Raw genomic sequence first — 26,296 nt, forward strand, 5'->3', positions numbered from 1 at the left:
ACCTCAGCACCACACCAGCCGCATGGTCCCGGTGATACCAAGCAGGTCGCGCGCGGTCTGCGCGGACGAACTGCTCATCCGCATCCGCCCGTCATCGCCGACCACATGGGCACGCCCGGGAAACTCCATGCCCCACGCGACCACCTGGGCATCGTCCCGCTCGCCGAACTCCTCGATGATGGCGAACAGCTTCGGCGCGTGGTCGCTGACCATCGACTGGATCACCTCGGCGAACCGCTTCTCGTCGACCGGCCACACGAACCGGCCCGCACCACCGTCCGCCGCCGATCCGACACATCCTTCAGACAACGTCATCACCTCTCTCTTTCGACAATAAATTAGACTCTAAGTTCTAGCGTGAGCAACTACACTCGCCCGATCGTGCGTACTTGATCCGCTACATTCGGTAGCCAACAGTGGAGGTGGAAGTGCCGTCGAGTCCCACGGTGTGGCTGCGCTGGCTGTCCCACGAGCTCCTGCGCCTGCGCAAGGAAGCGGGCCTGGAACGCCGGGACGTGGCCGCGAAGCTGCACTGCACCCCGCAGAAGGTCGGCCATCTGGAGACCGCCACGGTGCCGCCGAAACTGCTCGACCTGGAGAAGGTACTGCTCCCGCTCTACCAGGTACCCGAGGACCGCTGGCCGTTCTACCTCCAGGCCGCCCGAGACGCCAGAAAGAAGGGCTGGTGGGACAGCTACGCCGAAACCCTGCCCACCTGGTTCTCTCTCTACATAGGACTAGAACAGGGCGCCTCCGACCTCCACGTCTGGGAGCCGCACTTGATCCACGGGCTGCTCCAGACGGAGAACTACGCGTCAGCCATCATCCGCGGCGGCACCGCCGAGTTGCCTGAGGAGAACATCACACGCCGCGTCGAGACCAGGCTGGCAAGGCAATCAGCGTTGACCGAGGTCGACCCGCTTCGACTGTGGGTGGTGCTGAGCGAGGGAGCGCTGCGCAGCAACGTCGGAGGCCCACCCGTGATGCGGGAACAACTGGAGCGTCTACTCATCGCGGCCAGTCAGCCTCGGGTGACAATCCAGGTGCTGCCCAACGACATCGGCGCCCATCCCGGCATGCATGGCGCCTTCGCGATCATGGACTTTCCCTCGCCGACTGACCCTGGCGTCACCTATCTAGAACACCGCAGCGGCGCGCTGTACCTGGAGCAACCTCACGAGCTGCGGGATCATAGGATCGCCATGGAACACCTGCGCGGCTTGGCGCTCAACCCGGCCGATTCGCGCACTTTGATCGCCCGCACTGGCAAGGAGCTTCAATGACCCACCCGGCCACTGCCCGCGTCGTCCCCCGGGACTTGGCCTGGCGCAAGAGCAGCTTCAGCAATGACCAGGGGGCGTGCGTGGAACTGGCCTGGCGCAAGAGCAGCGTCAGTGCCGATCAGGGCGTATGTGTCGAGTTGGCGTGCACCAGGGGGATGGCGGTCCGCGACAGCAAGAACCCTGGCGGCGGGCTCCTGATCATCGCCACCGCAGGCTGGACCCACCTTCTCGGCGCCCTGCGCTCCCGCCACCACCCCTGATCAGCACACCTTCCGTCATTTCCAGGACACAGCGAGTCACCCGTTGGTACTGTCGACAAACAGGCCACCTTGGGGAGGACGAGCCAGCGTGTACGTCGACAACGCGGGCGGCGACGCCATCGGCAAGAGCCTGTCCGACTTCCTGTCCGCCGCCAAGAGCGGCGGCTTCGCCGTCAACGACTACGGCGGCCAAGCCCTACTGAACGCCTGCCGCGACATGCGCGACTGGATCGACGACAACCGGATCGACATAGAGCGGTTGACGCGTGAACCACAACTCGGATCGAGCAACGCCGCGAACGTGCTGAAGCCGTACGTGGCCGCAGTCGGATCCGACGCCGAGGGCTTCGCCACCCGGCTGATGGAGTTCCGCGAAGCACTCATCCACGCCGAAGAGGCGATCCACACGGCGATGGCCGACAAACTCACATTCGCCCGAAGCGCCGTCCTCGCGGTCTTGCTGACCACTACTACTGCCTGCTCCACCGAAACCGCCGGTACCGCACTGCCCGGTCAGTCGACGAACACCTCCACACCGACGGCCTCCCCATCCACGTCGGCGAAGCGCCCCACCAGCACGAAGCCAGCACCCAACGACAGTCCCCTCACAGATACCGATCCGTGCACCCTGCTACCCGATGCGGGCAAGACCGAACTCGGCCTCTCCGGGAGCGGCGAACCAGACGACATCGGCTCGGGCCGAGGATGCAAGTGGCGCCTTCGCGGCCCCAAGGACACTTACATCTTCGGCGTCGACATCTACGACACGCTCGGTATCAAGGATCTACCGAACGACATCAACAACCGGCAACTCCCGAACATCGGTGACCGCCCGGCTGTCGAGACCGGGCTGACGGGGGCGGAAACATGCTCGGTGACTATGGGCGTCACCGAGACATCGCGGGTGTCCACCACCGCCGTGGCGGGTGTGGACAGGGCGAAGGCGTGTCAGTTGGCGTTGCGGCTTGCCGAGTTGATCGAGCCCGGCCTCCCCTGACCTCCATGTCGGCGCTGAGTGTGGTCGATCGACCACGGATCGTCCCTTGGTCTTGCCAGCGTTGGGCCGGATACGGCGTACCGACCGGAGGGGAATCCATGCCGGATGACCGTGCGCGGCAAGAGTTTGCCGTCGACCTAGCCGAAGCCGAGAAGGCCGTCGCCGACTCCCTACCCGCGGCGGCCGAGTACATCAGGGCGCCGATCGGCACTCTGACCGCACACGAGGGTTTCGGCGCCGCCCTTGGCCACAGCCCGGCGGCCAACTCCGCCCAGACTGTCTATGCGGGCTTCACCGACTATCTGGCCGGGCGGCTGAGCAGGACAGCCGAGGTCACCGAGGCGACCGCGGACGCGCTCGCCGACATCCTGGCGCTCTACCGCAGAGCCGACGGGCAGGGATGAACCCATGCCCGCCACCGGACGCACCGACGACGAACTCGCCGACGCCAGCCGCGAAACCCAGGACGCCATCTACATGATGGTCGAGGAAACCGGCATGGACCACAGCCACGGCGGCCGGGCCGCCGACGCCCGACTGGACCATCTCAACGCCATCGCCAGCCTCTCCCCACAGAAGATCAGCGACGAGCACACCCGCATGTACGACGCTGCCCTCGCGATCAGCAGCAGCGAGAAGGCCCGCGCCGAACTCGCCGAAACCAACAAACACCTCAACGCCTGGACCGGCGACGCCGCCGACGAATTCACCAAACAACTCTCCAGAATCGACACCGTGCTGGACACCCTCGGCACCACCGTCTGGAAGACCGTCGACTCGGCGGCCGCGTTCTTCGCCCTATCCTACCACTGCCGCGAAAGCCTTTACAACCTCTGCAAAGAGACCACCGCCGCTGCGCTACGGGAGATCGAGGACCAGAACAAACGGGAAACCAAGGTCGCCATCGCCCTCGGCTCGGAAATCATCGACAAGCTCCTCAGCATCGACCCGTCCAAAGCCGTTCGAGATGGACTCGGCCTCCTCGTCAAAGCCACCGGCATCACGACCGACTACCTCATCGACGACGGCAACGGCGACACCATCATCGACAGCTACCTCCACGCGGGCAATGCCCTCCAACACTCCTACGAAGACGGACTCGAAATAATCAAGACAAAAATCTGGGAAATTGAAGACAGCCTGGTGGCATCCTTGCGAAAGGCGGATGTCTTCAAGCCGATGGCGAGCTGCGTGTACATCGACAGCCCGGACTTCAGCTACGATAAATTCATCACCAAAGCATACCCGTCGGAGACATTCACTCCCATGGTCGAAGACCAGCGAAAACCCTACATCGACGAGCAGCGGGCCGAGGACAGCGAGATCCGCCGACGACTCGGCGGCGCCTCGTGACTCGGCCCCACCTGGGAGTCCTACTTACGGTTCTCACGATAACGGCGGCCTGCACACCCGCCCCGCCCACCGAACCCGCCCCCCGGCCGACCACCCGGCCGACCCGCCCACCCATCACCCGACCACTGAACGCCAGCGCCTTTCTCCCCGAAGATGTCATCTGCTCGATCCTGCCCCGCGTCACCGCAGAACAATTCGGACTCGACAACGGGTCAGATTTCAGCTTTGTGCCGGAGAGTCCAGAGTGCTCATATCAGCCCGCGGGCTCGAAACCCTCGGCACTAATCACCCCATTGACAATCCACTTCCGGTCGACTCGGGACGTGCTCGCCGAAGCCTACGAAAAACCCACTCCAGAACAGGGCCCACCGCCGAACTTCGTGCAAGCCCTCACCATCGCGGGCCAACCAGCCGCCAAAATCAACCCAGACAAGGGCGAACGCCGCCTCGACAAGTCCTGCGAGGTCCATGTCGGCCTGAGCGACACCTCGGGAATCGTCATCGAGGCACTCTCCGACGGGAACCAGGCATGCAATATCGCGATCGCGGTCGCGGACGGCATCATCCGATCCCTCGCCAACTGACCACAGCCACGAAAGTCTGTCTCGCTCCATTTCAGAGTCAGGAGTGGAATATCTGCATCGCCTGGTCGACCTGCTGACTCGTCGGCGGCCGCTGGGGCAGCGGTGTCGGCGGACCCACCCGAATTCCGTCGAGCAGGACGGCAAGGTAGCGGCGCCACAGGTCCGGGTCGATGACACGGGTCAGCTTGGCCGCGGCGGCGACCATGACGATCATCGGGCCGATGTCCGGCGCGGCGAAGTCCTGGCGGACCGCACCGTCGGCTTTCGCCCGCGCGACAAGGGCTTCGGTCGCCGGGACGAGGTGGTCGACAATGCGGCGTGACTGGCCTCGGTCAGTGCGGATGCACACCTCGTACAGGCCGCGGTCCACCGCCTGACGCTCCACGATGGCGGTGATCAGGCGGGAGAGACCGAGCCAGGCATCCGGTTCCGCCACGGCGGCGGGGAACAGTGCGATCAGCTCGTCCACGACGTCGTCGAACACGGCCGAGACCAGGGCTTCCTTGTTGGGGAACCGCCGGTAGACCGTGCCGACGCCCACCTCGGCGTGCCGGGCGATCTCGTCCAGGGTGACGTCGAGGCCGTGTTCGGCGAAGACCTCGCGCGCGGCGGCGACGACGCGGACGCGGTTGCGTTCGGCGTCGGCGCGCAGTGGGCGCGTGTCGGAGGTCACGGCCGCAGCCTACCAATAATACGGAGGTCTGATCTCCACTTCCGTGCTAACTTCACCAGGCAACCGACTTCCCTGGGGGAGAAGATGACGCTGTCCGACGCGAAACCCGCACCGCCAACCGATTCCGCGGACCCGGCGGCGCGCAGGCGCTGGCTCGTGCTCGCCGTGATCGCGCTGGCACAGGTCATGGTTGTGCTCGACGCGACAGTGGTGAACATCGCGCTGCCGTCGGCGCAGATCGACCTCGGTTTCAGCAACGACCAGCGGCAGTGGCTGATCACCGGGTACGCGCTGAGCTTCGGCAGCCTGCTGCTCATCGGCGGCCGCATCGCCGACCTGTTCGGCCGCCGGGTCGTCTTCCTGTTCGGCGTCGTGGGCTTCGCGATCGCCTCCGCGGTGGGCGGCGCGGCGGGCAGCTTCGGCGTGCTGGTCACGGCCCGCGTCGGCCAGGGTGTGTTCGCCGCCCTGCTCGCCCCGGCGGCGCTCTCGCTGCTGACGACCACTTTCACCGACCCCAAGGAACGCGGCAAGGCGTTCGGCATCTTCGGCGCACTCGCGGGTTCCGGCGGCGCCATCGGCCTGCTGCTCGGCGGCGCGCTGACCGAGTACCTCGACTGGCGCTGGTGCATGTTCGTCAACCTGGTCTTCGCGGGCGTCGCGTTCTTCGGTGGCATCACCCTGCTCAGCCCGAGCACCACGACCGAACGGCCGAAGCTGGACCTCGTCGGCGTGGTCACCGCGACCGCGGGCATGTTCGCCCTGGTCTACGGCCTGGCCAACGCCGAGACCGAATCCTGGGACGCACCGGGGACCTGGGGCTTCCTGATCGCGGGCGGCGTCCTGCTGGTGGCGTTCGTGTGGTGGCAGACCCGCAGCGCGCATCCGCTGCTGCCGCTGCGCATTCTGGCGGACCGCACCCGCGGCGGCTCGTTCCTCGCGCTGTTCCTGTTGAGCGCCGGGATGTTCGTCATCTTCCTGTTCCTGACCTTCTACCTGCAGCTCAACCTGCGGTTCGGCCCGGTGCAGACCGGCCTCGCGTTCCTGCCGATGATCGGCATGCTGATGCTCGGGGCGACCGTGTCCACCACCGCGCTGCTGCCCAAGGTCGGGCCGCGCCCGCTGGTCGTCGTGGGCATGCTGCTCGCGGCGGCGGGCACCGGCCTGCTGGCGCTGCTCGACGAGGTCAGCACCTACGCCCCGGACGTGCTGCCCGGCCTGCTGATCGCGGGCCTCGGCATCGGCCTGACCATCGCGACGGGAATGACCGGCATCGTCGGCGTCGAACCGGAGGACTCCGGCGTGGCGTCGGCGGCGATCAACGCCATGCAGCAGCTCGGCGGTTCGGTCGGCACCGCGCTGTTCAGCTCGGTCGCGGCAGGCGCGGTGACCGCGGCGCTCATGGCGGGCACCAGCCCGGCGGGCGCGGCGGTCGCGGGCTACAGCGCGGCGTTCGCCTGGACCGCGACCCTGTTCGCCGCCAGTGCGGTCGTCTGCGGTCTCGTGCTGCGCTCAGGCGTGCCCGCAGAGCTGGACACCTCCGGGTCGACTGTCCACGGGTAACTGTCTACAGAGGATTGTGGGCGTCCAGGAACGCGTCGAGGTGCGTCCAGGTCGTGGTTCGGGCGCCGCGGCCGGTGAGGACGCCGAGGTGGCCGCCGGGGCAGGTCTCGAAGGTGACCTCGGCGGCGTTCTCCAGCACGTCGAGCAGGTGCCGCACCGCGCGCTGGGGGGCGATGCTGTCGCCAACGCCCGCGACGACCAGCACCGGGATCTTGACGCCTGCCAGCGAGATCCGCCGTCCGCCCAGGTCGACCTCGCCCTCGGCGAGGTCGTTGGCGCGGAAGAACCGGTGGTAGATCTGGCCGAACGTGCGGCCGGGGTAGGCGATCATGTTGTCGGTGAAGCGGTCCACGGCTTCCAGTTGGGCGAGGAACTCGGCATCGTCCAAATGGGACAGGATGGCGTACGGCTTGGTGATCACCTTGTCGATCGCCGAGAGCTGGAACGCCCGCTTGACCAGCGCGCGCGGCGCGCCGCCGAGCAGTCGGTACGCCGGGGTGAGGATCCACCCGTTGGTCAGGTCGGCCAACGGCTTGATCGGGGCCACCAGCGGGATCGCGGTCATGTCGATCGGCGCGGCGACCGTGGCGATCGACGCGATCGGCAGGTCGTGCTGGTCGGCGGCGGTAAGCAGCGACATGATGCCGCCCAGGCACCACGCCACCAGGTGCACCGGGCGACCGCCCGCGTCGGCGCTGACCGCGCGGATGGTGCGCGGCAGCACCTCGTCGATCCAGTGCTCCAGGCCGAGCCTGCGGTCGGAGAAGCTGACCGTGCCGTAGTCGACCAGATAGAGCGAGCGGCCCTGGTCGACCAGATGCTCGGCGAGGCTGCAACCCCGGCGCAGGTCGAAACACAACGCGGGCGCGGCGAGCGGCGGCACCAGCAACACCGGGTCGCCGCTGGCGGGCGTGTCGCCCTCGGCGAACCGGTACACCGAGCGCATCCGGCCCTTGTCGATCAGCGTGCGCGCCATCGGCCGGAGGTCGGCGACGCCGCCGCGTAGCACCTTGGCCAGAACGTTCGAGGTGGCCGAGGAGACCCACTCCGGTGCCGATGTCATCGCCGCCCCTTCGCCGCAGTGAACCGCACCAGTGTGCCGCACTCGGTGCACACTCGCTCGCACGACGATTCCCGCCAGGACAAACCCCCACCCACCTCGGGGGGACAGCCCTGCTCCAGTCTATCGGTGGGTGGGGGTGGGGGAAGGGGGCGCGAAAATCTGTGGATGGATCGAGGGGATGTGGACTGGCTCAGCGCAGGCCGAGTTCGCGGGCGATGAGCATCCGCTGGACCTCGCTGGTGCCCTCGCCGATCTCCAGGATCTTGGCGTCCCGGTAGAACCGGCCGACCGGGAACTCGTTCATGAAGCCGTACCCGCCGAAGATCTGGGTGGCGTCGCGGGCGTTGTCCATGGCCGCGTTGGAGGCCACCAGCTTGGCGATGGCCGCCTCCTTCTTGAACGGCTCCGCGCGCAGCATCTTCGCGGCGGCGGCGTAGTAGGCGAGCCGGGCGGTGTGCACGCGGCACTCCATGTCGGCGATCTTGAACTGGATCGCCTGGTACTCCCCGATCTTGCGCCCGAACGCCTCGCGCTCCCCGACGTACTTCAGCGACTCGTCGACGCAGCCCTGGGCCAGTCCGACCGACAGTGCCGCGATCGCGACCCGCCCCTCGTCCAAAGTGGACAGGAACTGGGCGTAGCCCCGGCCCAGTTCGCCCAGCAGGTTCTCCTTGGGCACGCGCACGTCGGCAAAGGACAGCTCGCGGGTGTCGGAGGCGCTCCAACCGACCTTCGAGTACTTCTTCGACACCGTGAAGCCCGGCGTGCCCGCGGGCACGATGATCGCGGAGATCTCCTTGCGACCGTCCTCTTTGGTCCCGGTGACGGCGGTGACGGTCACCAGACCGGTGATGTCGGTGCCGGAGTTGGTGATGAAAGCCTTGGTGCCGTTGATGACCCACTCGTCGCCGTCGAGGCGGGCGGTGGTGCGGGTGGCGCCCGCGTCGGAGCCGCCGCCGGGCTCGGTGAGGCCGAACGCGCCGAGTTGCTCGGCGGTGGTGAGCTTGGGCAGCCAGCGCTGCTTCTGCTCCGCGCTGCCGAACCGGTAGAGCGGCATCGCGCCCAGCGAGACGCCCGCCTCCAGGGTGATCGCGACCGACGAGTCGACCCGAGCCAACTCCTCCAACGTCACGCAGAGCGCGAAGTAGTCCCCGCCCATGCCGCCGTACTCCTCGGAGATCGGCAGGCCGAACAGGCCCATCTGGCCCATCTTGGCCACGATCTCGTACGGGAACTCCTCGCGCTCGTAGAACTCGCCGATGACCGGGGCGACCTCCTCCCGGGCGAACTCCTGGACGGTCTTGCGCAGCGCCTCGTGCTCCTCGTCCAGTCTCAGATCGATCATCGCGGGTCCTCCGATGGGGTCACCACAGCAAGGGTCTGGTTCAGCGCGACCTGTTGGCCCGCGTGCACCGGGAGTTCGAAGACCACACCGTCAACCTTGGCCGTGATGGTGTGCTCCATCTTCATCGCCTCGACGACAAGCAGCGGCTGCCCGGCCGACACCTGTTCGCCCGCCGCTACCTTCAGCAAGAGCACCGTGCCGGGCATCGGGCTGGTGATCGGCCCGCCCGCGGCGGCAGCGGCGGTGCCGCCTTCCAGCAGCGAGTGCTCGGCGACCGCCCACGAGTGCCCGCCCGCGGCCAGCCACAACGTGTCCGAAGTGGAGTCGTGCGCCCGCGCGTAGCGCAGGTTGCGCCCGCCGTGGGTCACCCACAGGTCATCGTCCACACGGGACACCGACGCGCGCACCGGCACGCCGTCGTCCACTGCCACCAGCGCGGCGGCCGGGGTGCCGGAAACCCGCACGGTCACGTCCCGGCCGCCGCAGGTGAGCCGCAGCGGGACCACGGCCCCGCGGCCCAGCCGCCAGCCGTTGGGCACGTCCCACGGGTCGACCACGGGCCCGGTCGGCTGCATGCCCAGCAGCTCGTCCAGCGCCGCCGCCGCGAACACCTCGTCGGGCACCGGCGCCACCCTGGTCAGCTCCGTGAGCTTGCGCTCCACCAGTTGCGTGTCGAGCCTGCCCGCGCGGACATCCTCGTCGGCGAGCAGCGCGCGCAGGAACGCCACATTGGTGCCGAGGCCGAGCACCGCGGTGTCCGCGAGCGCGTCGGACAGCCTGCCGAGCGCCTCGGCGCGGTCTGCGCCCCAAGTGATCACCTTGGCCAGCATCGGGTCGTAGTCGGACCCGACCACACTGCCCGCCCGCAGCCCGGAGTCCACTCGCGACCAGTCCGCTGTGGACTGTCGGACGTCAAGCACCCGGCCGCCGGTCGGGAGAAATCCGGTCGCAGGGTCCTCGGCGTAAACTCGTGCCTCCACCGCGTGTCCGCGCAGGACGACGTCGGATTGCTTGAGCGCCAAGGGTTCGCCCGCGGCCACCCGCACCTGCTGCTCCACCAGGTCCAGCCCGGTGACCTGCTCGGTGACCGGGTGCTCGACCTGTAGCCGGGTGTTCATCTCCATGAAGAAGAACTCGTCGGGCCGGTCGGCGGAGACGATGAACTCGACCGTGCCCGCGCCGGCGTAGTCGACGGCCTTGGCCGCGTCGACCGCGGCCTTGCCCATCCGCTCCCGGGTGGCCGCGTCGAGCAGCGGGGACGGCGCTTCCTCGATGATCTTCTGGTGCCGCCGCTGCAGGCTGCACTCGCGCTCGCCCAAGTGGATCACCGTGCCGTGCGAGTCGGCGAGCACCTGGATCTCGATGTGCCGGGGCCGCAGCACGAACCGCTCGATCAGCAGCGTCTCGTCGCCGAACGAGCCGCGCGCCTCGCGCCGCGCCGACTCGATGGCCGCGCGGAGCCCGGCAGGTTCTTCGACCAGCCGCATGCCCTTGCCACCGCCGCCCGCTGACGGCTTGAGCAGCACCGGGTAGCCGATCTCGTCGGCGGCGGAAACCAATGCGTCGTCGGACATGCCGGGCTCAGTGCGCCCGGGCACCACCGGCACGCCCGCGCCCATCACGGTCAGCTTGGCCCGGATCTTGTCGCCCATCGCGTCGATCGCGGCCGCGGGCGGGCCGATGAACACCAGCCCGGCGCCTGCGCACGCACGGGCGAACTCGACGTTCTCGGACAGGAAGCCGTAGCCGGGGTGCACCGCCTCGGCGCCGGTTTCCCTTGCCGCGGCGAGGATGCGCTCGATGGACAGGTAGCTCTCGCGGGCGGCGGCCGGTCCGATGTGGACGGCGAGGTCGGCCTCGCGCACGTGCCGGGCATCGGCGTCGGCGTCGCTGTAGACCGCGATCGACCGGATGCGCAGCCTGCGCAGGGTGGTGATGACGCGGACCGCGATCTCGCCGCGATTGGCGATCAGAACGCTGCTGAACATGCTCACATCCTGAAGACGCCGTAGCGGACAGGTTCCAGGGGCGCGTTGGCCGCGGCCGACAGCGCGAGACCGAGCACCTGGCGAGTGTCCGCCGGGTCGATCACGCCGTCGTCCCACAGCCGCGCGGTGGAGTAGTACGGGTTGCCCTGGTCTTCGTACTGGCGGCGGATCGGCTCCTTGAACGCCTCTTCGTCCACAGTGGACCACGCACCGCCGGAGCCCTCGATCTGGTCGCGGCGCACAGTGGACAGCACCGACGCGGCCTGTTCGCCGCCCATCACCGAGATCCGCGCGTTGGGCCACATCCAGAGGAACCGCGGCGAATACGCCCGGCCGCACATCGAGTAGTTGCCCGCGCCGAACGAGCCGCCGACGATCACGGTGAACTTCGGCACCCGCGCGCACGCCGTCGCGGTGACCATCTTCGCGCCGTGCTTGGCGATGCCGCCCGCCTCGTAGTCGCGCCCGACCATGAAGCCGGTGATGTTCTGCAGGTACAGCAGGGGAATGCTGCGCTGGTCGCACAGTTCGATGAAGTGCGCGCCCTTCATCGCCGACTCGGAGAACAGCACGCCGTTGTTGGCGACGATGCCGACCGGGTGGCCGTGGATGCGGGCGAACCCGGTGACCAGCGTCGACCCGTACTCCTTCTTGAACTCGCGGAACCGGCTGCCGTCCACGACGCGGGCGAGCACCTCGCGCACGTCGTACGGGGTCCGCGGGTCGGTCGGCACGACGCCGTAGAGCGTGGCCGGGTCGAGCGCGGGCTCCTCGACCGGGGCGAGCACCCACGGGCGCGCGGCGCGCGGGCCGAGCGTGCTGACGATGGAGCGCACGATCCGCAGCGCGTGCGGGTCGTCGTCGGCCAGGTGGTCGGTGACGCCGGAGACCCGCGAGTGCACGTCGCCGCCGCCGAGTTCCTCCGCGGTGACGACCTCGCCGGTCGCGGCCTTCACCAGCGGCGGGCCGCCGAGGAAGATGGTGCCCTGCTCGCGGACGATGACCGCCTCGTCGCTCATCGCGGGCACATAGGCGCCGCCCGCGGTGCACGAGCCGAGCACGGCGGCGATCTGCGGGATGCCGCGGGCGGACATGGTGGCCTGGTTGAAGAAGATCCGGCCGAAGTGGTCGCGGTCGGGGAACACGTCGTCCTGTTTGGGCAGGAACGCGCCGCCGGAGTCGACCAGGTAGACGCACGGAAGGCTGTTCTGCAGTGCCACTTCCTGGGCACGCAGGTGCTTCTTGACCGTCATCGGGTAGTAGGTGCCGCCCTTGACCGTGGCGTCGTTGGCGACGATCACGCACTCGCGCCCGGACACTCGGCCGATGCCGGTGATCACCCCGGCGGCCGGGGCGTCGTCGTCGTACAGGCCGGTGGCGGCCAGCGGCGAGAGCTCCAGGAACGGCGAACCCGGGTCGACCAGCGAGTCCACCCGGTCGCGCGGCAGCAGCTTGCCCCGCGCGACGTGCCGCGCGCGGGCCTTCTCGGGACCGCCGAGGGCGGCCTGGCCGAGCCGCTCGCGCAGGTCGTCGACGAGCACCGCGTGCTCTTTGACGTTGCGCTGGAAAGCCGGGTCGGCCGGGTCGGCGGCGCTGCGCAGGACAGGCGCGTCCATGTCGCTCCTGAGCGTTAGTGAACGTTAACTACGCCGCCGATGTTAGCGCCCGCTAACCTCGGCGTCCAGTGATGACAGAAGGCCACCTCCCCGGCACGGGAGGTGGCCTTCGTCGCGAAACTACGGTGCGCTCAGCCGGTGACGCCGCGCAGCGCGGTGTAGTAGCCGCCGTTCTGGCCTGCGCCGTTCGGATGGTAGGAGTTCTCGATCGGGAAGGACACGCTGTTGATCCAGCGGGTCCCGGAGGCGCAGATCTCGTGGCCGCTGAACGCCGCGCGGCCGTCGACGAAGGTGAAGCCGAACGCGGCCGCGCGCCCGGAGATGACGCCCGCGAGCACGTCGGAGGACTGGTTGATGGCAGCCCGCTTGGTCTCGCTCAGACCCAGGAAGCACGAGCCGCCGACCTTGTAGATGCGCGGGTAGCCCATGACGATCACCTGTGCGGACGGCGCCCGGTTGCGGATCTGGGTGTAGACGTTGTCGAGCCTGCCGGGCAGGGTCGTCAGCGCGAAGTTCTGCGCCGTCTGGTTGCGGGCGACACAGGTGGCGTCCGAACTGAGGTTGCAGTCGGTCATCACGCTGGCGAAGCCCGCGTCGTTGCCGCCGATGGAGACGGTGACCAGCGCGGTGTCCGCGGTGATGGCGCCGACCTGGTTGTTGAGCACGTCCTGGGTCACCGCGCCGGAGCACGCGACGAACGAGAACACCGACGGCGCCTTGGCGTTGGCCCAGAGTTGGGCGTAGGCGTTGGTACTGCGCTTGCAGGCACCGCTGTTGCCGTAACTGCCGCCCGCGCCGAGGCCGGACGAGTAGGAGTCGCCGAGGGCGACGTACTTTCCGGTCGCCGCCCAGGACGGGACCGCGAAGCCGAGCAGGGATAAGGCCGTGAGCAGGGCAACGGCCAGGGAACGGGGAGCACGCATTTCTAGCCTCCGACGTTGGAGGAATCCCGACAGGTCATGACTACCAGCGACTTACCGAATACGGAACTGCCCAGTAACTTGTTAACGGTTGCCAGTTGGCCGAATTCGATCTTGCGAATGCGGGGTTAGCGGTCGCTAACCGGCCTGCCATACGATGGGCCGGTGCCTTCCGCAGCCGAGCAGGCGACCGGCAAACCGACCCGCCGCGAGCAGATCCTCAGCGCCGCGGCCGAGCTGTTCGCCCGACACGGGTTCCACGGTGTCGGCATCGACGACATCGGCTCGGCCGTCGGCATCTCCGGTCCCGCGCTCTACCGACACTTCCGCTCCAAGGACGCCATGCTCGGCGAGATGCTGACCTCGATCTCCGAGGTGCTGCTCGACGGCGGGCAGACCAGGGTGGCCACCGCGTCCGGCGCGCACGCCACGCTCGCCGAGTTGGTCCGCTTCCAGGTCGACTTCGCCCTGGACAACCCGGCGCTGATCACCGTGCAGGAGCGCAACCTCGGCAACCTCACCGACCCCGACCGGCGCAAGGTGCGCGCCCTGCAGCGGCGGTACGTGGAGGTCTGGGTGGAGACGATCCGCGCCGCCGTGCCCGCCACCCCGGAGCCGACCGCCCGCGCGGCGGCGCACGCGGTGTTCGGGCTCATCAACTCCACCCCGCACAGCAGGCACCTCGACCGCGACCAGATGGCCGACCTGCTCACCGACATGGCGCTCGCCGCGCTCGTGCACCCGCCCAGCGCGGGGTGAAACCGGGACTTCTGCTGCTGTCCGATGCCCCGGTCGGGTGAGTAACCTCGTCGGCACGACCAAGAATCGTAAGGTGGTACGCCGTGACTGAGCTGACGAGCTGGGTACCGGAGGGCGTCGACCTGGAGCGGCCGAGCGCCGCGCGGCTCTACGACTACCTGCTCGGCGGCGCGCACAACTTCGCCCACGACCGCGAGCTGGCGCACCGCTTCCTCAAGGCCCAGCCGAACGCCCGCGAGATCGCCCGGCACAACCGCGCCTTCCTGCGCCGCGGCGTGCTGTTCATGATCGACCACGGGGTCCGCCAGTTTCTCGACCTCGGCTCCGGCATCCCCACCGTCGGCAACGTGCACGAGATCGCGCAGCAGGCCGACCCCGGCGCCCGCGTGGTGTACGTCGACTACGAGGAAGTCGCCCACGCGCACAGCGCGTTGCTGCTGGCCGACAACCCATTGGCCGACATCGTGCAGGCCGACCTCACCCGGCCGGGTGACGTTCTCGGCGCGCCCGCGACCCAGGCGCTCGACTTCACCCAGCCGATCGGGCTGATCATGGCGGGCGTGTTCCACTTCGTGGCACCGGATCGGGACCCCGCCGGGGTCATCGCGGCCTACCGGGACGCGGTCGCACCGGGGAGCTGGCTGGTGTTCTCCCAGTTCACCCGGGACCTGATGCCCGCGGAGATGGACCGGGTGGTCGAGGTGATGAAGTCCAGCCGCGACCAGATGTACCCGCGCGGCCGGGCCGAGATCACCGCGCTGGTCGACGGGTTCGACATCGTGGAGCCGGGCGTCGTGCCCACTGCCGCCTGGCGCCCGGAGCCGGGCCTGGACGACTGGGCGGACCCGCGGCGGTCCGGGATCCTCGCCTGCGTCGGCCGCAAGCGCTGAGTGCGGCCCCGTGATGCCCGCGTCCGCCGTGCCGCCGCTCGACCAGGACGACCTGGTCCACGCGCTGCTGCGCGCCGTCGCGGGTACCGCGTACGTGCCGAGGTCCGCTGCCGACGTGGAGAAGTTCCTGGCCGGCCTGGTGCACACGCTCACCGAGGCCCTGGCCGCCGAGCCGTTCGACCCCGCGCCAGGCGCCGAGGTCGGCGGCCGGATGGTCATCGGCGGCCTGGTGGGCGCGGACAGCCTGGCGCGCTCCCTGGACGTGCTGGCCGCGGGCCTGCTCGGTGCGGGCGCCGCCGCCGACCGGGTGGTCGCCCTGCTGGCCGCGGTCGCGTCGGGGTACGCGGGCGCGCTGCGCAAGCTGACGCTGGACCAGCAGGAGGACATGAAGCGCGCGCTGCTCTCCGCCAAGCGACGGGCCGAACGCGACCACCGGGCCACCGAGAGCCGGTTGCGCGAGGTGTTCAACAGCTCGGCCATCGGCATCGCGATCACCGAGTTGGACGGCCAGTTCGTCGACACCAACCCGGCGCTGGCCGTCATCCTCGGGTGCGGGCCGGCAGACCTCGCCGGGCGCTCGCTGACGGAGTTCGTCTCCACCGACGACCCCGTCCTGCCGCCCGTGCTGACCGGCACCGAACTGGACCGGCTGCCCGCCCGCAAGCTGCTGGTCCGGCACAACGGCGAGACAGCGTGGGTCTACCTGGTCACGTCCCTGATCCGCGACGACGCGGGCACGCCCGCCCACCGGGTCGCCATGCTCCAGGACCTCAGCGAGCTGCAACTCCTGCAGGACCAGCTCAGCCACCAACTCCTGCACGACGCGCTGACCGGCGCGGCGAACCGGGGGCACTTCGAATCGCGGTTAGAGGCCGTCATCGGCCAGGCCGAGCCAGGCAGCACGATCACCCTGTGCTGCCTCGACCTGGACGCGTTCTCACTGGTCAACACCACACACGGGCACGCGGCGGGCGATCGGCTGCTGCAAACGGTGGCCGAGCGGCTCAAGACGGCTGTCGCGGCGGAGAAGGCCATGGTGGCCCGGATCGGCGGCGACGAGTTCGCGGTCCTCGTCCAGGACGGCCCGGAAACCCCGAGCGTGCCGGAGCTGGTCGAGCTGATCAACGCCGAACTCGCCGAGCCCGCCTACGACGGCCCACTCGGGATCGCGGTCGGCGCGACCATCGGCGTGGTCCGGTGCGGGCCGGGCGCGATGTCGAGCACGGAGCTGTTCCGCGCGGCCGACGCGGCGCTGCGGCTGGCCCGCGCGACCGGCAGACGGCAGTGGACCGAGTACGACGGACAAGCCGACAAGCGGATCCGGCAGGTCGGCGTCGCGGCGCTGGCGCTGCCCGCGGCCTGGGAGAACGGCGACCTCGACCTGGCCTACGTGCCCGTCGTGCGGCTCGCGGACGACAAGCCGGTCCGGGTCCGGGCCGTGGTGCACCAGGCCCGCACCCGCCCGCTTCCCGGGCGGCAGGGCGCGACCGACCTGGCCGAGCTGACCGGCCTGTCGGTGGCGCTGGGGCCGTGGCTGCTGACGCGGTCCACCGAGCGCGTGCCGGTGTGGCAGGCACTGTTCACCCCGGTCGCCGACCCGGGGGCGCCGGTCCACCGGGTGCTGCTCTCGCCGCTGCAGTCGGCCGACGCGGACCTGTCGGGGGCGGTCAACCGCGCCGTCGAGGCGGCCGGGATTGCGCCGGGGCTGCTGGAGATCGGGCTCGACACGGCCACGGTCCTGGGCGCTCGCGGCGACGCGCACGACAACATGCGCACCCTCGGCGACATCGGGGTGGCCACGGCTCTGCACGGGTTCAGCGGCGGTCCGCGCGAGATCGCCCTGGTCGAACGGTTCCGGGTGGACACGGTGCTGCTCGCCGACCCGTTCGAGGGCTGGCGGCCGGACTGGCTGCCGAACGACAGCGTCCCGGTGCGCGGCACCCGCGAGCTGATCGCGGCGGTGCACTCGATCGGGGCGGCGGTCGGCGTCGTGGGCGTGCGTGACCACGCCGAGGCCCGCTGGTGGGCCGGGTTGGGCGTGGCGACCGCGGAGGGTCCGGCGTTCGGCGAACCGGGTGACGTGGACGACGTGCTGGCCCGCTTCCGCGCGGGCAAGCAGGCCGCCAAGTGAGCGAATCGCCCGGACGTGATCTCCCCGCGCGGTGCCCGGCTGTTGCAGGATGGGAGCCGTGGACCCCGACCGCGAGCAAGATCCGCACCGCAGGCAGCGCCTCATCGTCGCCGCAGGCGAGGCGCTGGCCGCCATGCGCGCAGGTCAGGACGATGGCGCGCTCGACCGGGTCGCCGCGGCCGTCCGCGCGACGCCGAACAGCCACACCGACGCGCGCGAGCTGATGCTGATGCTGTTCCAGGAGTGCAGCGCGATGGTGGCGGCCCTGGGCTCGGGCGGCACCACCCCGGTCAAGATGCAGGTCTACGACGACGACGGCCGCGAGGTGCCGATCGACGAGGCCGACCCGCCGGTCCGCACCGCCGTGCGCACGCTGCTCGCGGAGGTCCACGGCGACAGCGACGGCGCCAAGGCGCAGATCGAGATCGCCCTCACCAACGCGGCCCCGGAGGAGATGGCCACGCTGATGGTGCAGGCGCTGCGCTGGACGCTGCGGCTGTCCGAGGAATGCGTGAACCGGGACCTGCCGGTTCCTGACTGGCTGCGCGCCATGCCCTGACTCGCGGTGCCCGGTCGACTTGTGCACAGTCGACCGAATTGTCCACAGTCGACAAAGACCCCGTTGACGGCCTCGAACAACCCGACCACGATCTCTCCATGCGCCCCACCGCCCTGGCCCTCACCCTGGCCCTGCTCCTTGCCACCCTCGCCGCCCCGGCGACCGCGTCGAGCCGCCGCCACACCCACTACGTCGCCCTCGGCGACTCGTATGCCTCCGGGCCGGGCATCCCGGCGCAGACCGGCCTGCCGCTCGGGTGCGCCCGGTCGGACCACAACTATCCGGCGCTGGTCGCCCAGTGGCTGCGGACGGTGTCGTTCACCGACGTGAGCTGCGGTGGTGCCACCACGGTGCACATGACCGGGCCCCAGCAGGTCGCGGGCGGCACCAACCCGCCCCAGCTCGACGCCCTGCGCAAGGAGACCGACCTGGTCACCCTGACGATCGGCGGCAACGATTTCGGCTTCGGCGAGATCCTCGGCACCTGCGGCCGACTCGCCGCCGCCGACCCCACAGGCGACCCCTGCCGACGGCACTACACCCAGGGCGGCCAGGACGTGCTGGCGAGCCGGATGGACGCGGTGGCGGTGAAGGTCGCGACGGTGTTGGCCGAGATCAAGAAGCGCTCGCCCCGCGCGACCGTGCTCATGGTCGGCACCTCCCGCATCCTCCCGAACGACGCGGGCTGTTTCCCGAGCGTCCCGTTCGCGGCGGGCGACACCCCGCACTTCGCCGACGTGCAGCGCGAACTGAACCGGACCTTCGCCCGCACCGCGCACGCGGCGGGCGTCCGCTTCGTCGACCCGTACCCGCTGTCCCTGGGCCGCGACGCGTGCCAGCCCCCGGAGGACCGCTGGATCGAGCCGCTGCAGCCCGCCTCCCCCGCCGCGCCGATCCACCCCAACGCCAAGGGCATGCGCGCGATCGCGGGCCTCACCTGGCTCACCGCACTGCTCTCCCGCTGACCACCGTCCACTATGGACTGCCGGATCGGCAGGTCTGCCGATCCGGCCCCGGACGGCTCTTGACAGCGCGCCTGGTTACCCGTGAGTATCCGATCACCACTACTGGCGAGTAGACAGCGAGGTCTCCATGGCGCCGAGAATGCGTGCGTGGGCCGTTACGGCCACGATCACCGGATTGCTCAGCACCGCCCTGGCGGCCCCCGCCGCTGCCGCCGCGCCGCGTTATCAGCGCTACGTCGCCCTCGGCGATTCCTACGCCGCGGTCGGCACCCTCACCAAGGTCCGCTCCGCGCCGATCGGCTGCGCCCGCGCGACCGACAACTACCCCTCCGGTGTGGCCGCCCGGCTGGCCCCGGCGACCTTCGTCGACATCAGTTGCGGCGGCGCCGAGACCCCCGACCTGACGACACCGCAAGAGGTGCCGCTGGGCGTGAACCCGGCGCAGTTCAGCGCGCTGACCCCCGACACCGACCTGGTCACGGTCAGCATCGGCGGCAACGACGTCGGCTTCGGCGAGATCGTGCGGAAGTGCGCCGAACTCAGCTTCGGCGACCCGTTCGGCGCACCCTGCCGCGCGCACTACACCGCGGGCGGCACCGACGTCCTCGCCGCGCGGATCGCCGAGTTGGCGCCGAAGATCACCGCCGTGGTGGACGGGATCACCGCCCGGTCGCCGAACGCCACCGTCGTCGTGGTCGGCTACCTGCGCATCCTGCCGCCCAGGTGGGGCTGCTGGCCGCTGGTGCCGTTCGCCATCGGCGACGTCGCGTACTTCGACGGCGTGCAGCGCTCCCTCAACGCCACCATCGGGGGGCGCGCCGAGGCGGCGGGCGCGCGGTTCGTCAACCCCGGCCTGACCACCGGCCACGACGTCTGCCAGTTGCCGGGGAAGAAGTGGGTCGAGGGGCTGGTGCCGACCTCGCTGTCCATGCCGGTGCACCCCAACGCCCGCGGCCAGGCGCACGTCGCGGGCCTGGTGGCCGCCGCACTGTCGCAATAGGACGCCCCCGAGGGCGCTACCGTGTGCGGCGGAGGCGGACCGAGGGAGCCAGATGATCACAGTGCGGGGCGTGGTCGACCGAGTCGGCCCCACCCTGCTGCGCACCGCGGTCGCCATGGAGCAACACCAGGTCACCGACGTGGTGATTGCCGAGGCGGGCAGGCGGACCCCGGTGGCCGCGGGCGATCTGGTGCTCGGCGTCGCCGTGCACGCCACGGCCGACGCGGTCGAACTGGTGCGCCACGCGGGCACGCAGGGCGCGGCGGCCGTCCTGCTCAAACCGCCGCACGCGGCGCGCAGCGCGGTGAAGTCGGCGGCGCTGCGCGTGGGCACCGCGATCGTGGAGGTGCGCGGGGGCGCCGCGTGGGCCCAATTGGTGTGGCTGCTGCGCTCGGTGCTCGACGCGGCGGCCGACGAGACCGAGGCGTCCGGCCTGCTGAACTCCGGCGCGGGCCCGTTCGGCGACCTGTTCCGGCTGGCCGACGCCGCGGCGTCGGTGGTCGACGCGCCGGTGACGATCGAGGACGCGAACTCGCGCGTGCTGGCCTACTCCGCGCGCCAGGACGGCACCGACCCGGCCCGGGTGTCGACGATCATGGGGCGCCGCGTGCCCGACGACGTGCTGGCCCGGTTCCGCTCGCGCGGTGTGTTCCGCGAGCTGAGCCGCGGCCGCACGACGATCTTCGTGCCCGCGCAGAAGGACGGCACCCTGCCGCGGCTCATCGTGCCCATCAGGATGGGCGGCGAACTGCTCGGCTCGATGTGGGCCGTGGTGCCCGGCCCGGTGCCCGACGACCGGGCCGCCGCGTTCGCCGACGCCGCGCCCGTGGTGGCGCTGCACCTGCTGCGCAGGCGGGCGCGGGAGGACAGCGAGCGCAGGCGTTCGGCGGAACTGGTGCGCTCGGTGCTGGAGGGCACCGGCAGCGCCCGGCTGGTCGCCGCCGAGCTCGACCTGGGCGCGGGCGAGCACCGCGTGGTCGCCATCGACGTCCCGACCGACGACCCGCTGGGCGGCGAGGGCGTGCGGCTGGCGCTCATGGAACGGCTGACCGAGGGCGTCGGCGAGCGGCCCGCGGTGACGGAACTGCACGGCGTGCTCTACGCCGTCGTCCCTGACCAGGCGGGCTGGCCCGCGCTGCGCGAGGCACTGGCCGCGATGGCCGGTCCGCTGGTCGCGGCCGGGTCGCCGGTGGAAATCGGGGACATCGTGCGCTCCCGCACGGAGGCCGACGAGGGCCTGAGCCTGCTGCGCGCCGGGCTGGTCGCGGGACCGGTCGTGGTGCACGGCGAGGTGTGGGCCGTGCTCGTGCTGCACCGCGCGGCCGTGGCCGCGGGCGGGGCGGACGTCACGGCGGTCGGCCCGCTGCCGCAGTTGCGCGCGCACGAGGCCGAGCCTGGCGCCTGGTACCTCGACACGCTCTACGAATGGCTGCGCCACCACGGCGATCCCCGTACCGCCGCCGCGGCGCTGCGCATCCACCCCAACACCCTGCGGTACCGGATGTCCCGCGTCACCGCGCTGCTCGACGCCGACCTGTCCGACCCGGACGTCCGGCTCGCGCTGCTCATCCAGCTTGCGACCCAGCGCTGGCGCTAGTGTGCTCTGAGCACAACACAGGCCCTGAATTATCGTGCCCCACGCACGATGACAGCCACTCTCCGGTGCGCGACCGTGGCACAGGACACCCGATTGGCGCAGCCATGACCGAAAGGACCGCACCGGTGAAGATCGCCGTTCCCCGTGAGATCAAGAACCACGAGTACCGGGTGGCGCTCACGCCCGCCGGTGCGCACGAGCTCACCGCTCGCGGGCACGACGTCTTCGTGGAGGCCGGTGCAGGCCTCGGCTCCGCGATCACCGACGAGGAATACCTCGGCGCGGGCGCGAAGATCCTGGCCACCGCCGACGAGGTGTGGGCCGAGGGCGAGCTGGTGCTCAAGGTCAAGGAGCCGATCGCGGTCGAGTACCCGCGGCTGCGCGCGGGCCAGACCCTGTTCACCTACCTGCACCTGGCCGCCGACGAGGCGCTGACCGCCGCGCTGCTGAAGTCGGGCGTCACCGCGATCGCGTACGAGACGGTGCAGACCGCGAACGGCGCGCTGCCGCTGCTGGCCCCGATGTCGGAGGTCGCGGGCAGGCTGGCGCCGCAGGTGGGCGCGTTCGCGCTGATGAAGCCCTCCGGCGGCCGAGGCGTCCTGCCCGGCGGCGTCCCGGGCGTGCAGCCCGCCAAGGTCGTCGTCATCGGCGGCGGCGTCGCGGGCATCAACGCGGCCACCATCGCGCTGGGCATGGGTGCCGAGGTGCAGGTGCTCGACACCAACGTCGACCGGCTCCGCCAGATCGACGGCCAGTTCGGCGGCCGCATCCGCACCGTGGCGTCCAACCGCTACGCCGTGGAGCAGGCCGCGCGCGAGGCCGACCTGGTGATCGGCGCGGTCCTGGTGCCGGGCGCGAAGGCGCCGAAGCTGATCAGCAACACCCTGGTCGCCGACATGCTGCCGGGTTCGGTGCTCGTCGACATCGCGATCGACCAGGGCGGTTGCTTCGAGGATTCCCGCCCCACCACGCACGCCGACCCGACTTACCCGGTGCACAACTCGATCTTCTACTGCGTCGCCAACATGCCGGGCGCCGTGCCGCGCACGTCGACCTACGCGCTGACGAACGTGACGCTGCCGTACGCGGTCGCGTTGGCGGACAAGGGATGGCAGGCGGCACTGCGCGCCGACTCGGCGTTGGCGCTGGGCCTGAACACCCACGGTGGCCTGCTCACCAACGCACCGGTCGCCGAAGCCCACAACCTGCCGAACACACCCCTCACCACAGCCCTCGCATAACAGCGCCCACCAACCGCCACCATTCAGTCCCACCGCGACGGCGCAAAGCGCCGAGCCCACGCTGGATCGCGACGTGACGCACCGTGGGGGTCCGGGGCTCGGCCCCCGGGTGAGTCGCCTAGCGCCAAGGTCCGCGCCCTTCGCGGACATGGAGACGCGGAAGCTAGGGCGGCCCGCTCAACCAGCCTGGGGGTCACTGGGAGCGGGCCGCCAGGTATAGCTTAGGCATAAACGGTCTGGTTCGCCGCATCGGGGGGACGGCGAGTTGAATTACTTCTCCACGGACAACGGTCACTATCGGGTGAGAAACCCGGCAATGGGGTGAACTGGCCCGCTAGGGCTACTGCTGGGCGTGTGGGGCGCCGATGTCTCAGCGGTGACAGAGCCTCGGTGGTGTGTCGGCTGCCACGACCCGTTCGGCAGAGATCGCGCGTTGACCGTGTTGGTCGAGGACGACCTGGTGTTGCTGGTTCCTCCGCCCGGTGCGTCGGCCGTGTTGTCCGCGCAGCAGACCCGTTCGCTGGGTGCGGTGCTGGATCAGGCGGCGGGGCGCGCGGACGAGGTCCGGGCCGGGTGAGCCGGATGCGTCCCGAAGCGGACGAAGCGATGCGGGAAGCGGTGTTGCGCAGGCTGGCGCTGTTGGACGAGGCGGCTGGCACCGCGGACGCGATGACGCTGCTTCCGTTGGCGCGCAGCGAGATCAACCGGCTCGCCGAGGGGTGGCGGCTGCTCCTCACCGTGCATCAACAGGACGAGAACGGGCGCTGCGCGGCGTGTCCGCCCGGGCTGCGGGGGCGGCGGTGGCCGTGTCAGGTGTGGCGGATGGCCCATGAGCATCTGATCGGCGAAGGTGTGCCGCATCGGGAGCGCAAGCGGCCGTTGCGCAATCCGTTCGGCAAGCCGGTTCGGGTGCCGCCGGAGTCGACGGCCGAGGTGACCACTGAGATCCCGGTGGTCGCCGACGTACCCGTTCATCGGGCGCCGGTGCGGGCCCGCGAGCACTGATCCACGTCACGCCCGGGTGAACACTCGGGGCGACACCTGCGCGTTCTTCCCCATGCGCCCACGCCGGGCTATCGCCATGCGGCAAGATAGCCGCCACGACTGGCGAGCAGGAGGGCCTGTGCAGGACGGTAGCGGTCGCATCGTGGTGCAGAACCTGACCAAGAACTTCGGTCAGGTCGCCGCGGTGCAGAACCTCAGTTTCCAGGTGGAGCCGGGCTCGGTCACCGGCTTCCTCGGGCCGAACGGCGCGGGTAAGACGACCACGTTGCGCATGCTGTTGGGGTTGGTGCGCCCCACGGCGGGCGCGTCGACCATCAACGGGCAGCCGTTCGAGCGGCTGGGCAACCCCGGCAGAGTGGTGGGCGCGGTGCTGGAGGCGCAAGGGTTCCACCCCAAGCGGTCGGCGCTGAACCACCTGCGGGTGTACGCCGCCGCCATGGGTATCCCGGACAGCCGGGCGATCGAGGTGTTGGGGCTCGTGGGGCTCGGCGGGGCCGCGCAACGAACCGCGGGTGGGTTCTCCCTCGGCATGAAGCAGCGGCTGGCGCTGGCCACCGCGCTGCTGGGCGACCCGCAGGTGCTCGTGCTCGACGAACCCGCGAACGGGCTCGACCCGGAGGGCATCGCCTGGCTGCGGACGTTCCTCAAGGCGTTCGCCGCCTCCGGCCGGACGGTGCTGATCTCCAGCCACCTGCTGGCCGAGGTCGAGCAGACGATCGACCAGGTCGTGATCATCAGCCGGGGGCAGACCGTCTACTACGGGATGCTGGACGAGCTGCGGAAATCGCAGCAGTCACGGGTGATCGTGCAGCCCGCCGACGCGGGCGCGCTGGTCACGGCGTTGCAGGCGGCGGGGATCACCGGCATCCAGCCGACCCCGGACGGCAAGGTCGCGGTCACCGACGCCTCGGTCCAGCAGATCGGCGACGTCGCGGCGAACGCCGGGTTGGCGCTGTACGGGGTCCAGGAGGAGCGGGTCGACCTGGAGCAGCTCTTCTTCCGGCTGACCAGCGGCCAGTACGCCGCCCCGGGGCTGGCTCCGCAGTACGGCGCGCAGCCGCCGACCGGCTATGCGCCGCAGGGCTACCAGCCCACGGCCGGCTACCAGCAGCCTTCCGGCGGCCATCAGCAACCCGGTTACCAGCAACCTTCCGGCGGCTATCAGCAGCCCGGTTACCAGCAGCCCTCCGGCGGCTATCAGCAACCCGGATACCAGCAACCTTCCGGCGGCTATCAGCAACCCGGATACCAGCAGCCCTCCGGCGGCTATCAGCAGCCGGGTTATGCCCAGCCGCAGTATCAACAGCCGCCGCCGGGCTATCAGTACCAGCAACAGCAGCAGTATCAACAGCAGCAGTACCAGCCCGACCAGCAGGCGTACCAGCCGCCGGAGCCGAGCTACCAGCCGCCCGAGCAGCAGGCGTACCAACCGCCGCCCGCGCAGTCGCCGCCGGACTTCCCGCAGGCACCGCCCGCGCCCGACCCGACGGCGAACCCGCCGCAGCAGGACTCGACCGGACCGGGGGGTAACGCCTGATGGGCAGGCTGATCACGGCGGAGTTCCGCAAGATCCTGACCACGAAGCTCTGGTGGGCACTGCTCATCCCGACGTTCCTGCTCTCCTTCGGGTGGGCCTGGGGCACTGCGGAGCTGACCACCGGCATCGCCAACGACGCGCTCAACCAGGAAGTCATCCAGGACCTGCGGGTCCCGATCGACGAGATCTCGTGGTCGGTGATCGCGCTGTCGCGCAGCATCAACATCGCGTCGATCTTCCCGATGATCTTCGGTGCGCTCGGGCTGGCCAGTGAGCTGAGCCGCAAGACGATCACCACGACGTTCCTCACCGCGTCGACCAGGTCGGCTGTGCTGGGCGCGAAGGCCATCACCTACGTGCTGTGGGGCATGATCTTCGGCCTGGCCATCGGCGCGGCGGCCAGCCTCGGCACCCTCGTCGGATCGGACGCCGCCTACCTGCCCGGTGGCAAAGAGTGGTTCCTGATCCTGATCGCGGGCGTGATCATGTGCACGCTGTGGACGCTCGTCGGCCTCGGGGTCGGCGCGCTGATCGGGTCACCGGTCGGCACCCTGGTGCTGCTGCTGATCTACGCGCTGATCGTCGGCCCGTTCGGCGAACTGGTGCTGTTCACCTCCACCGAGGGCTCCAACGCGCCGGGCTTCCTGCCCAACGGCTCCGCGAACGGGCTCACCGGGTCCACGGCGAGCGCGCTGCTGTTCGACCAGATCCAGACCCTCGTCCTCGACCGGGGCGGCACAGTCGCCGACGACGAGACCCGGGACGCGTTCGAGCTGTTCGCGCGCGCCCTCGCGGGGGCGCCCGGCGCGTTCTCGCTGTGGCTGAGCGGCCTGATCTTCCTGGCCTGGACCGCGTTGTTCTTCGTCACCGGCATCCTGCGCAACCAGCGCCGCGACGTCACGTAGCTCCTGAGTTGTCCACAGGCCCGGGCCGCCCTCCACCACGGAGGGCGGCCCGCACCTAATCTGGA

At 70.1% G+C, this 26,296-nt stretch carries 26 protein-coding genes; 19 read left to right on the top strand and 7 right to left on the bottom strand.

Features of this window, described 5'->3' with window-relative positions:
• Positions 1-3: 3 nt before the first annotated feature.
• Entirely contained in the window at positions 4-315 is a 312-nt protein-coding gene (locus ACT4N7_RS17130; RefSeq protein WP_444829745.1) for a hypothetical protein, read from the bottom strand.
• A 101-nt stretch (positions 316-416) separates the two neighbouring features.
• Between ACT4N7_RS17130 and ACT4N7_RS17135 the strand changes: the two genes are divergently transcribed.
• From ACT4N7_RS17135 to ACT4N7_RS17160, 6 genes are all read left to right on the top strand, one after another.
• Entirely contained in the window at positions 417-1,283 is an 867-nt protein-coding gene (locus tag ACT4N7_RS17135) for a helix-turn-helix domain-containing protein (protein ID WP_444829746.1), read from the top strand.
• Positions 1,280-1,543, top strand: a complete 264-nt coding sequence (locus ACT4N7_RS17140; protein ID WP_444829747.1) for a DUF397 domain-containing protein — start codon at positions 1,280-1,282, stop codon at positions 1,541-1,543. Before ACT4N7_RS17135 ends, ACT4N7_RS17140 begins: the two co-directional genes overlap by 4 nt.
• A gap of 88 nt (positions 1,544-1,631) precedes the next feature.
• Positions 1,632-2,540: a DUF3558 domain-containing protein gene (locus ACT4N7_RS17145; protein ID WP_444829748.1), complete on the top strand. Its 909-nt coding sequence runs from the start codon at positions 1,632-1,634 to the stop codon at positions 2,538-2,540.
• 98 nt (positions 2,541-2,638) lie between these two features.
• Positions 2,639-2,944: a hypothetical protein gene (locus ACT4N7_RS17150; protein WP_444829749.1), complete on the top strand. Its 306-nt coding sequence runs from the start codon at positions 2,639-2,641 to the stop codon at positions 2,942-2,944.
• Between the two features lie 4 nt (positions 2,945-2,948).
• The gene (locus ACT4N7_RS17155) at positions 2,949-3,893 is read left to right on the top strand and encodes a hypothetical protein (protein ID WP_444829750.1); all 945 of its coding nucleotides are present in this window, start codon (positions 2,949-2,951) and stop codon (positions 3,891-3,893) included.
• Positions 3,890-4,477: a DUF3558 family protein gene (locus ACT4N7_RS17160; RefSeq protein WP_444829751.1), complete on the top strand. Its 588-nt coding sequence runs from the start codon at positions 3,890-3,892 to the stop codon at positions 4,475-4,477. The genes ACT4N7_RS17155 and ACT4N7_RS17160 overlap by 4 nt, the downstream gene beginning before the upstream one ends.
• Positions 4,478-4,514: 37 nt before the next feature.
• Here the strand turns inward: ACT4N7_RS17160 and ACT4N7_RS17165 are convergent, their stop codons facing one another.
• Positions 4,515-5,150 carry a TetR/AcrR family transcriptional regulator gene (locus ACT4N7_RS17165; RefSeq protein ID WP_444829752.1) on the bottom strand — a complete coding sequence of 212 codons (636 nt, stop codon included), beginning with the start codon at positions 5,148-5,150 and terminating at the stop codon, positions 4,515-4,517.
• An 84-nt stretch (positions 5,151-5,234) separates the two neighbouring features.
• On the opposite strand from ACT4N7_RS17165, the gene ACT4N7_RS17170 reads away from it, so the two are divergent.
• Positions 5,235-6,710 carry an MFS transporter gene (locus ACT4N7_RS17170; RefSeq protein WP_444829753.1) on the top strand — a complete coding sequence of 492 codons (1,476 nt, stop codon included), beginning with the start codon at positions 5,235-5,237 and terminating at the stop codon, positions 6,708-6,710.
• Between the two features lie 4 nt (positions 6,711-6,714).
• Here the strand turns inward: ACT4N7_RS17170 and ACT4N7_RS17175 are convergent, their stop codons facing one another.
• From ACT4N7_RS17175 to ACT4N7_RS17195, 5 genes are all read right to left on the bottom strand, one after another.
• Positions 6,715-7,773 (bottom strand): alpha/beta fold hydrolase, encoded by a 1,059-nt coding sequence (locus ACT4N7_RS17175; protein WP_444829754.1) that lies wholly within the window; start codon positions 7,771-7,773, stop codon positions 6,715-6,717.
• A gap of 190 nt (positions 7,774-7,963) precedes the next feature.
• A complete protein-coding gene (locus tag ACT4N7_RS17180) occupies positions 7,964-9,118 on the bottom strand; it encodes an acyl-CoA dehydrogenase family protein (protein WP_444829755.1) in 1,155 nt (384 codons plus the stop codon).
• Positions 9,115-11,106 (bottom strand): acetyl/propionyl/methylcrotonyl-CoA carboxylase subunit alpha, encoded by a 1,992-nt coding sequence (locus ACT4N7_RS17185; protein WP_444829756.1) that lies wholly within the window; start codon positions 11,104-11,106, stop codon positions 9,115-9,117. Before ACT4N7_RS17185 ends, ACT4N7_RS17180 begins: the two co-directional genes overlap by 4 nt.
• 2 nt (positions 11,107-11,108) lie before the next feature.
• Positions 11,109-12,722, bottom strand: coding sequence for a carboxyl transferase domain-containing protein (locus tag ACT4N7_RS17190; RefSeq protein WP_444829757.1), 1,614 nt, complete (start codon positions 12,720-12,722; stop codon positions 11,109-11,111).
• Between the two features lie 131 nt (positions 12,723-12,853).
• Entirely contained in the window at positions 12,854-13,645 is a 792-nt protein-coding gene (locus ACT4N7_RS17195) for an SGNH/GDSL hydrolase family protein (RefSeq protein ID WP_444829758.1), read from the bottom strand.
• Between the two features lie 162 nt (positions 13,646-13,807).
• On the opposite strand from ACT4N7_RS17195, the gene ACT4N7_RS17200 reads away from it, so the two are divergent.
• The 12 genes from ACT4N7_RS17200 to ACT4N7_RS17255 all read left to right on the top strand — a co-directional run bounded on the left by ACT4N7_RS17200 (position 13,808) and on the right by ACT4N7_RS17255 (position 26,231).
• The gene (locus ACT4N7_RS17200) at positions 13,808-14,401 is read left to right on the top strand and encodes an SACE_7040 family transcriptional regulator (RefSeq protein ID WP_444829759.1); all 594 of its coding nucleotides are present in this window, start codon (positions 13,808-13,810) and stop codon (positions 14,399-14,401) included.
• Positions 14,402-14,484: 83 nt separating this feature from the next.
• The gene (locus ACT4N7_RS17205; protein WP_444829760.1) at positions 14,485-15,291 is read left to right on the top strand and encodes an SAM-dependent methyltransferase; all 807 of its coding nucleotides are present in this window, start codon (positions 14,485-14,487) and stop codon (positions 15,289-15,291) included.
• A 13-nt stretch (positions 15,292-15,304) separates the two neighbouring features.
• A complete protein-coding gene (locus ACT4N7_RS17210; RefSeq protein WP_444829761.1) occupies positions 15,305-17,422 on the top strand; it encodes a diguanylate cyclase domain-containing protein in 2,118 nt (705 codons plus the stop codon).
• Positions 17,423-17,471: 49 nt separating this feature from the next.
• Positions 17,472-17,981: a hypothetical protein gene (locus ACT4N7_RS17215; protein WP_444829762.1), complete on the top strand. Its 510-nt coding sequence runs from the start codon at positions 17,472-17,474 to the stop codon at positions 17,979-17,981.
• Between the two features lie 98 nt (positions 17,982-18,079).
• On the top strand, positions 18,080-18,946 hold the full coding sequence (locus tag ACT4N7_RS17220) for an SGNH/GDSL hydrolase family protein (RefSeq protein WP_444829763.1): 867 nt from the start codon (positions 18,080-18,082) through the stop codon (positions 18,944-18,946).
• 175 nt (positions 18,947-19,121) lie between these two features.
• Positions 19,122-19,946, top strand: coding sequence for an SGNH/GDSL hydrolase family protein (locus ACT4N7_RS17225; RefSeq protein WP_444829764.1), 825 nt, complete (start codon positions 19,122-19,124; stop codon positions 19,944-19,946).
• Between the two features lie 52 nt (positions 19,947-19,998).
• A complete protein-coding gene (locus tag ACT4N7_RS17230) occupies positions 19,999-21,543 on the top strand; it encodes a helix-turn-helix domain-containing protein (RefSeq protein WP_444829765.1) in 1,545 nt (514 codons plus the stop codon).
• A gap of 125 nt (positions 21,544-21,668) precedes the next feature.
• Positions 21,669-22,784, top strand: a complete 1,116-nt coding sequence (ald, locus tag ACT4N7_RS17235) for an alanine dehydrogenase (protein WP_444829766.1) — start codon at positions 21,669-21,671, stop codon at positions 22,782-22,784.
• 376 nt (positions 22,785-23,160) lie between these two features.
• Positions 23,161-23,361, top strand: a complete 201-nt coding sequence (locus ACT4N7_RS17240) for a hypothetical protein (protein ID WP_444829767.1) — start codon at positions 23,161-23,163, stop codon at positions 23,359-23,361.
• A gap of 5 nt (positions 23,362-23,366) precedes the next feature.
• Positions 23,367-23,789, top strand: a complete 423-nt coding sequence (locus ACT4N7_RS17245) for a hypothetical protein (protein ID WP_444829768.1) — start codon at positions 23,367-23,369, stop codon at positions 23,787-23,789.
• A gap of 118 nt (positions 23,790-23,907) precedes the next feature.
• A complete protein-coding gene (locus tag ACT4N7_RS17250) occupies positions 23,908-25,326 on the top strand; it encodes an ATP-binding cassette domain-containing protein (protein ID WP_444829769.1) in 1,419 nt (472 codons plus the stop codon).
• A complete protein-coding gene (locus tag ACT4N7_RS17255; protein WP_444829770.1) occupies positions 25,326-26,231 on the top strand; it encodes a hypothetical protein in 906 nt (301 codons plus the stop codon). The genes ACT4N7_RS17250 and ACT4N7_RS17255 overlap by 1 nt, the downstream gene beginning before the upstream one ends.
• Positions 26,232-26,296: the final 65 nt, after the last annotated feature.

The organism is Actinokineospora sp. (assembly GCF_052390155.1).
In the GTDB taxonomy this organism is placed as follows: Bacteria; Actinomycetota; Actinomycetes; order Mycobacteriales; family Pseudonocardiaceae; genus Actinokineospora.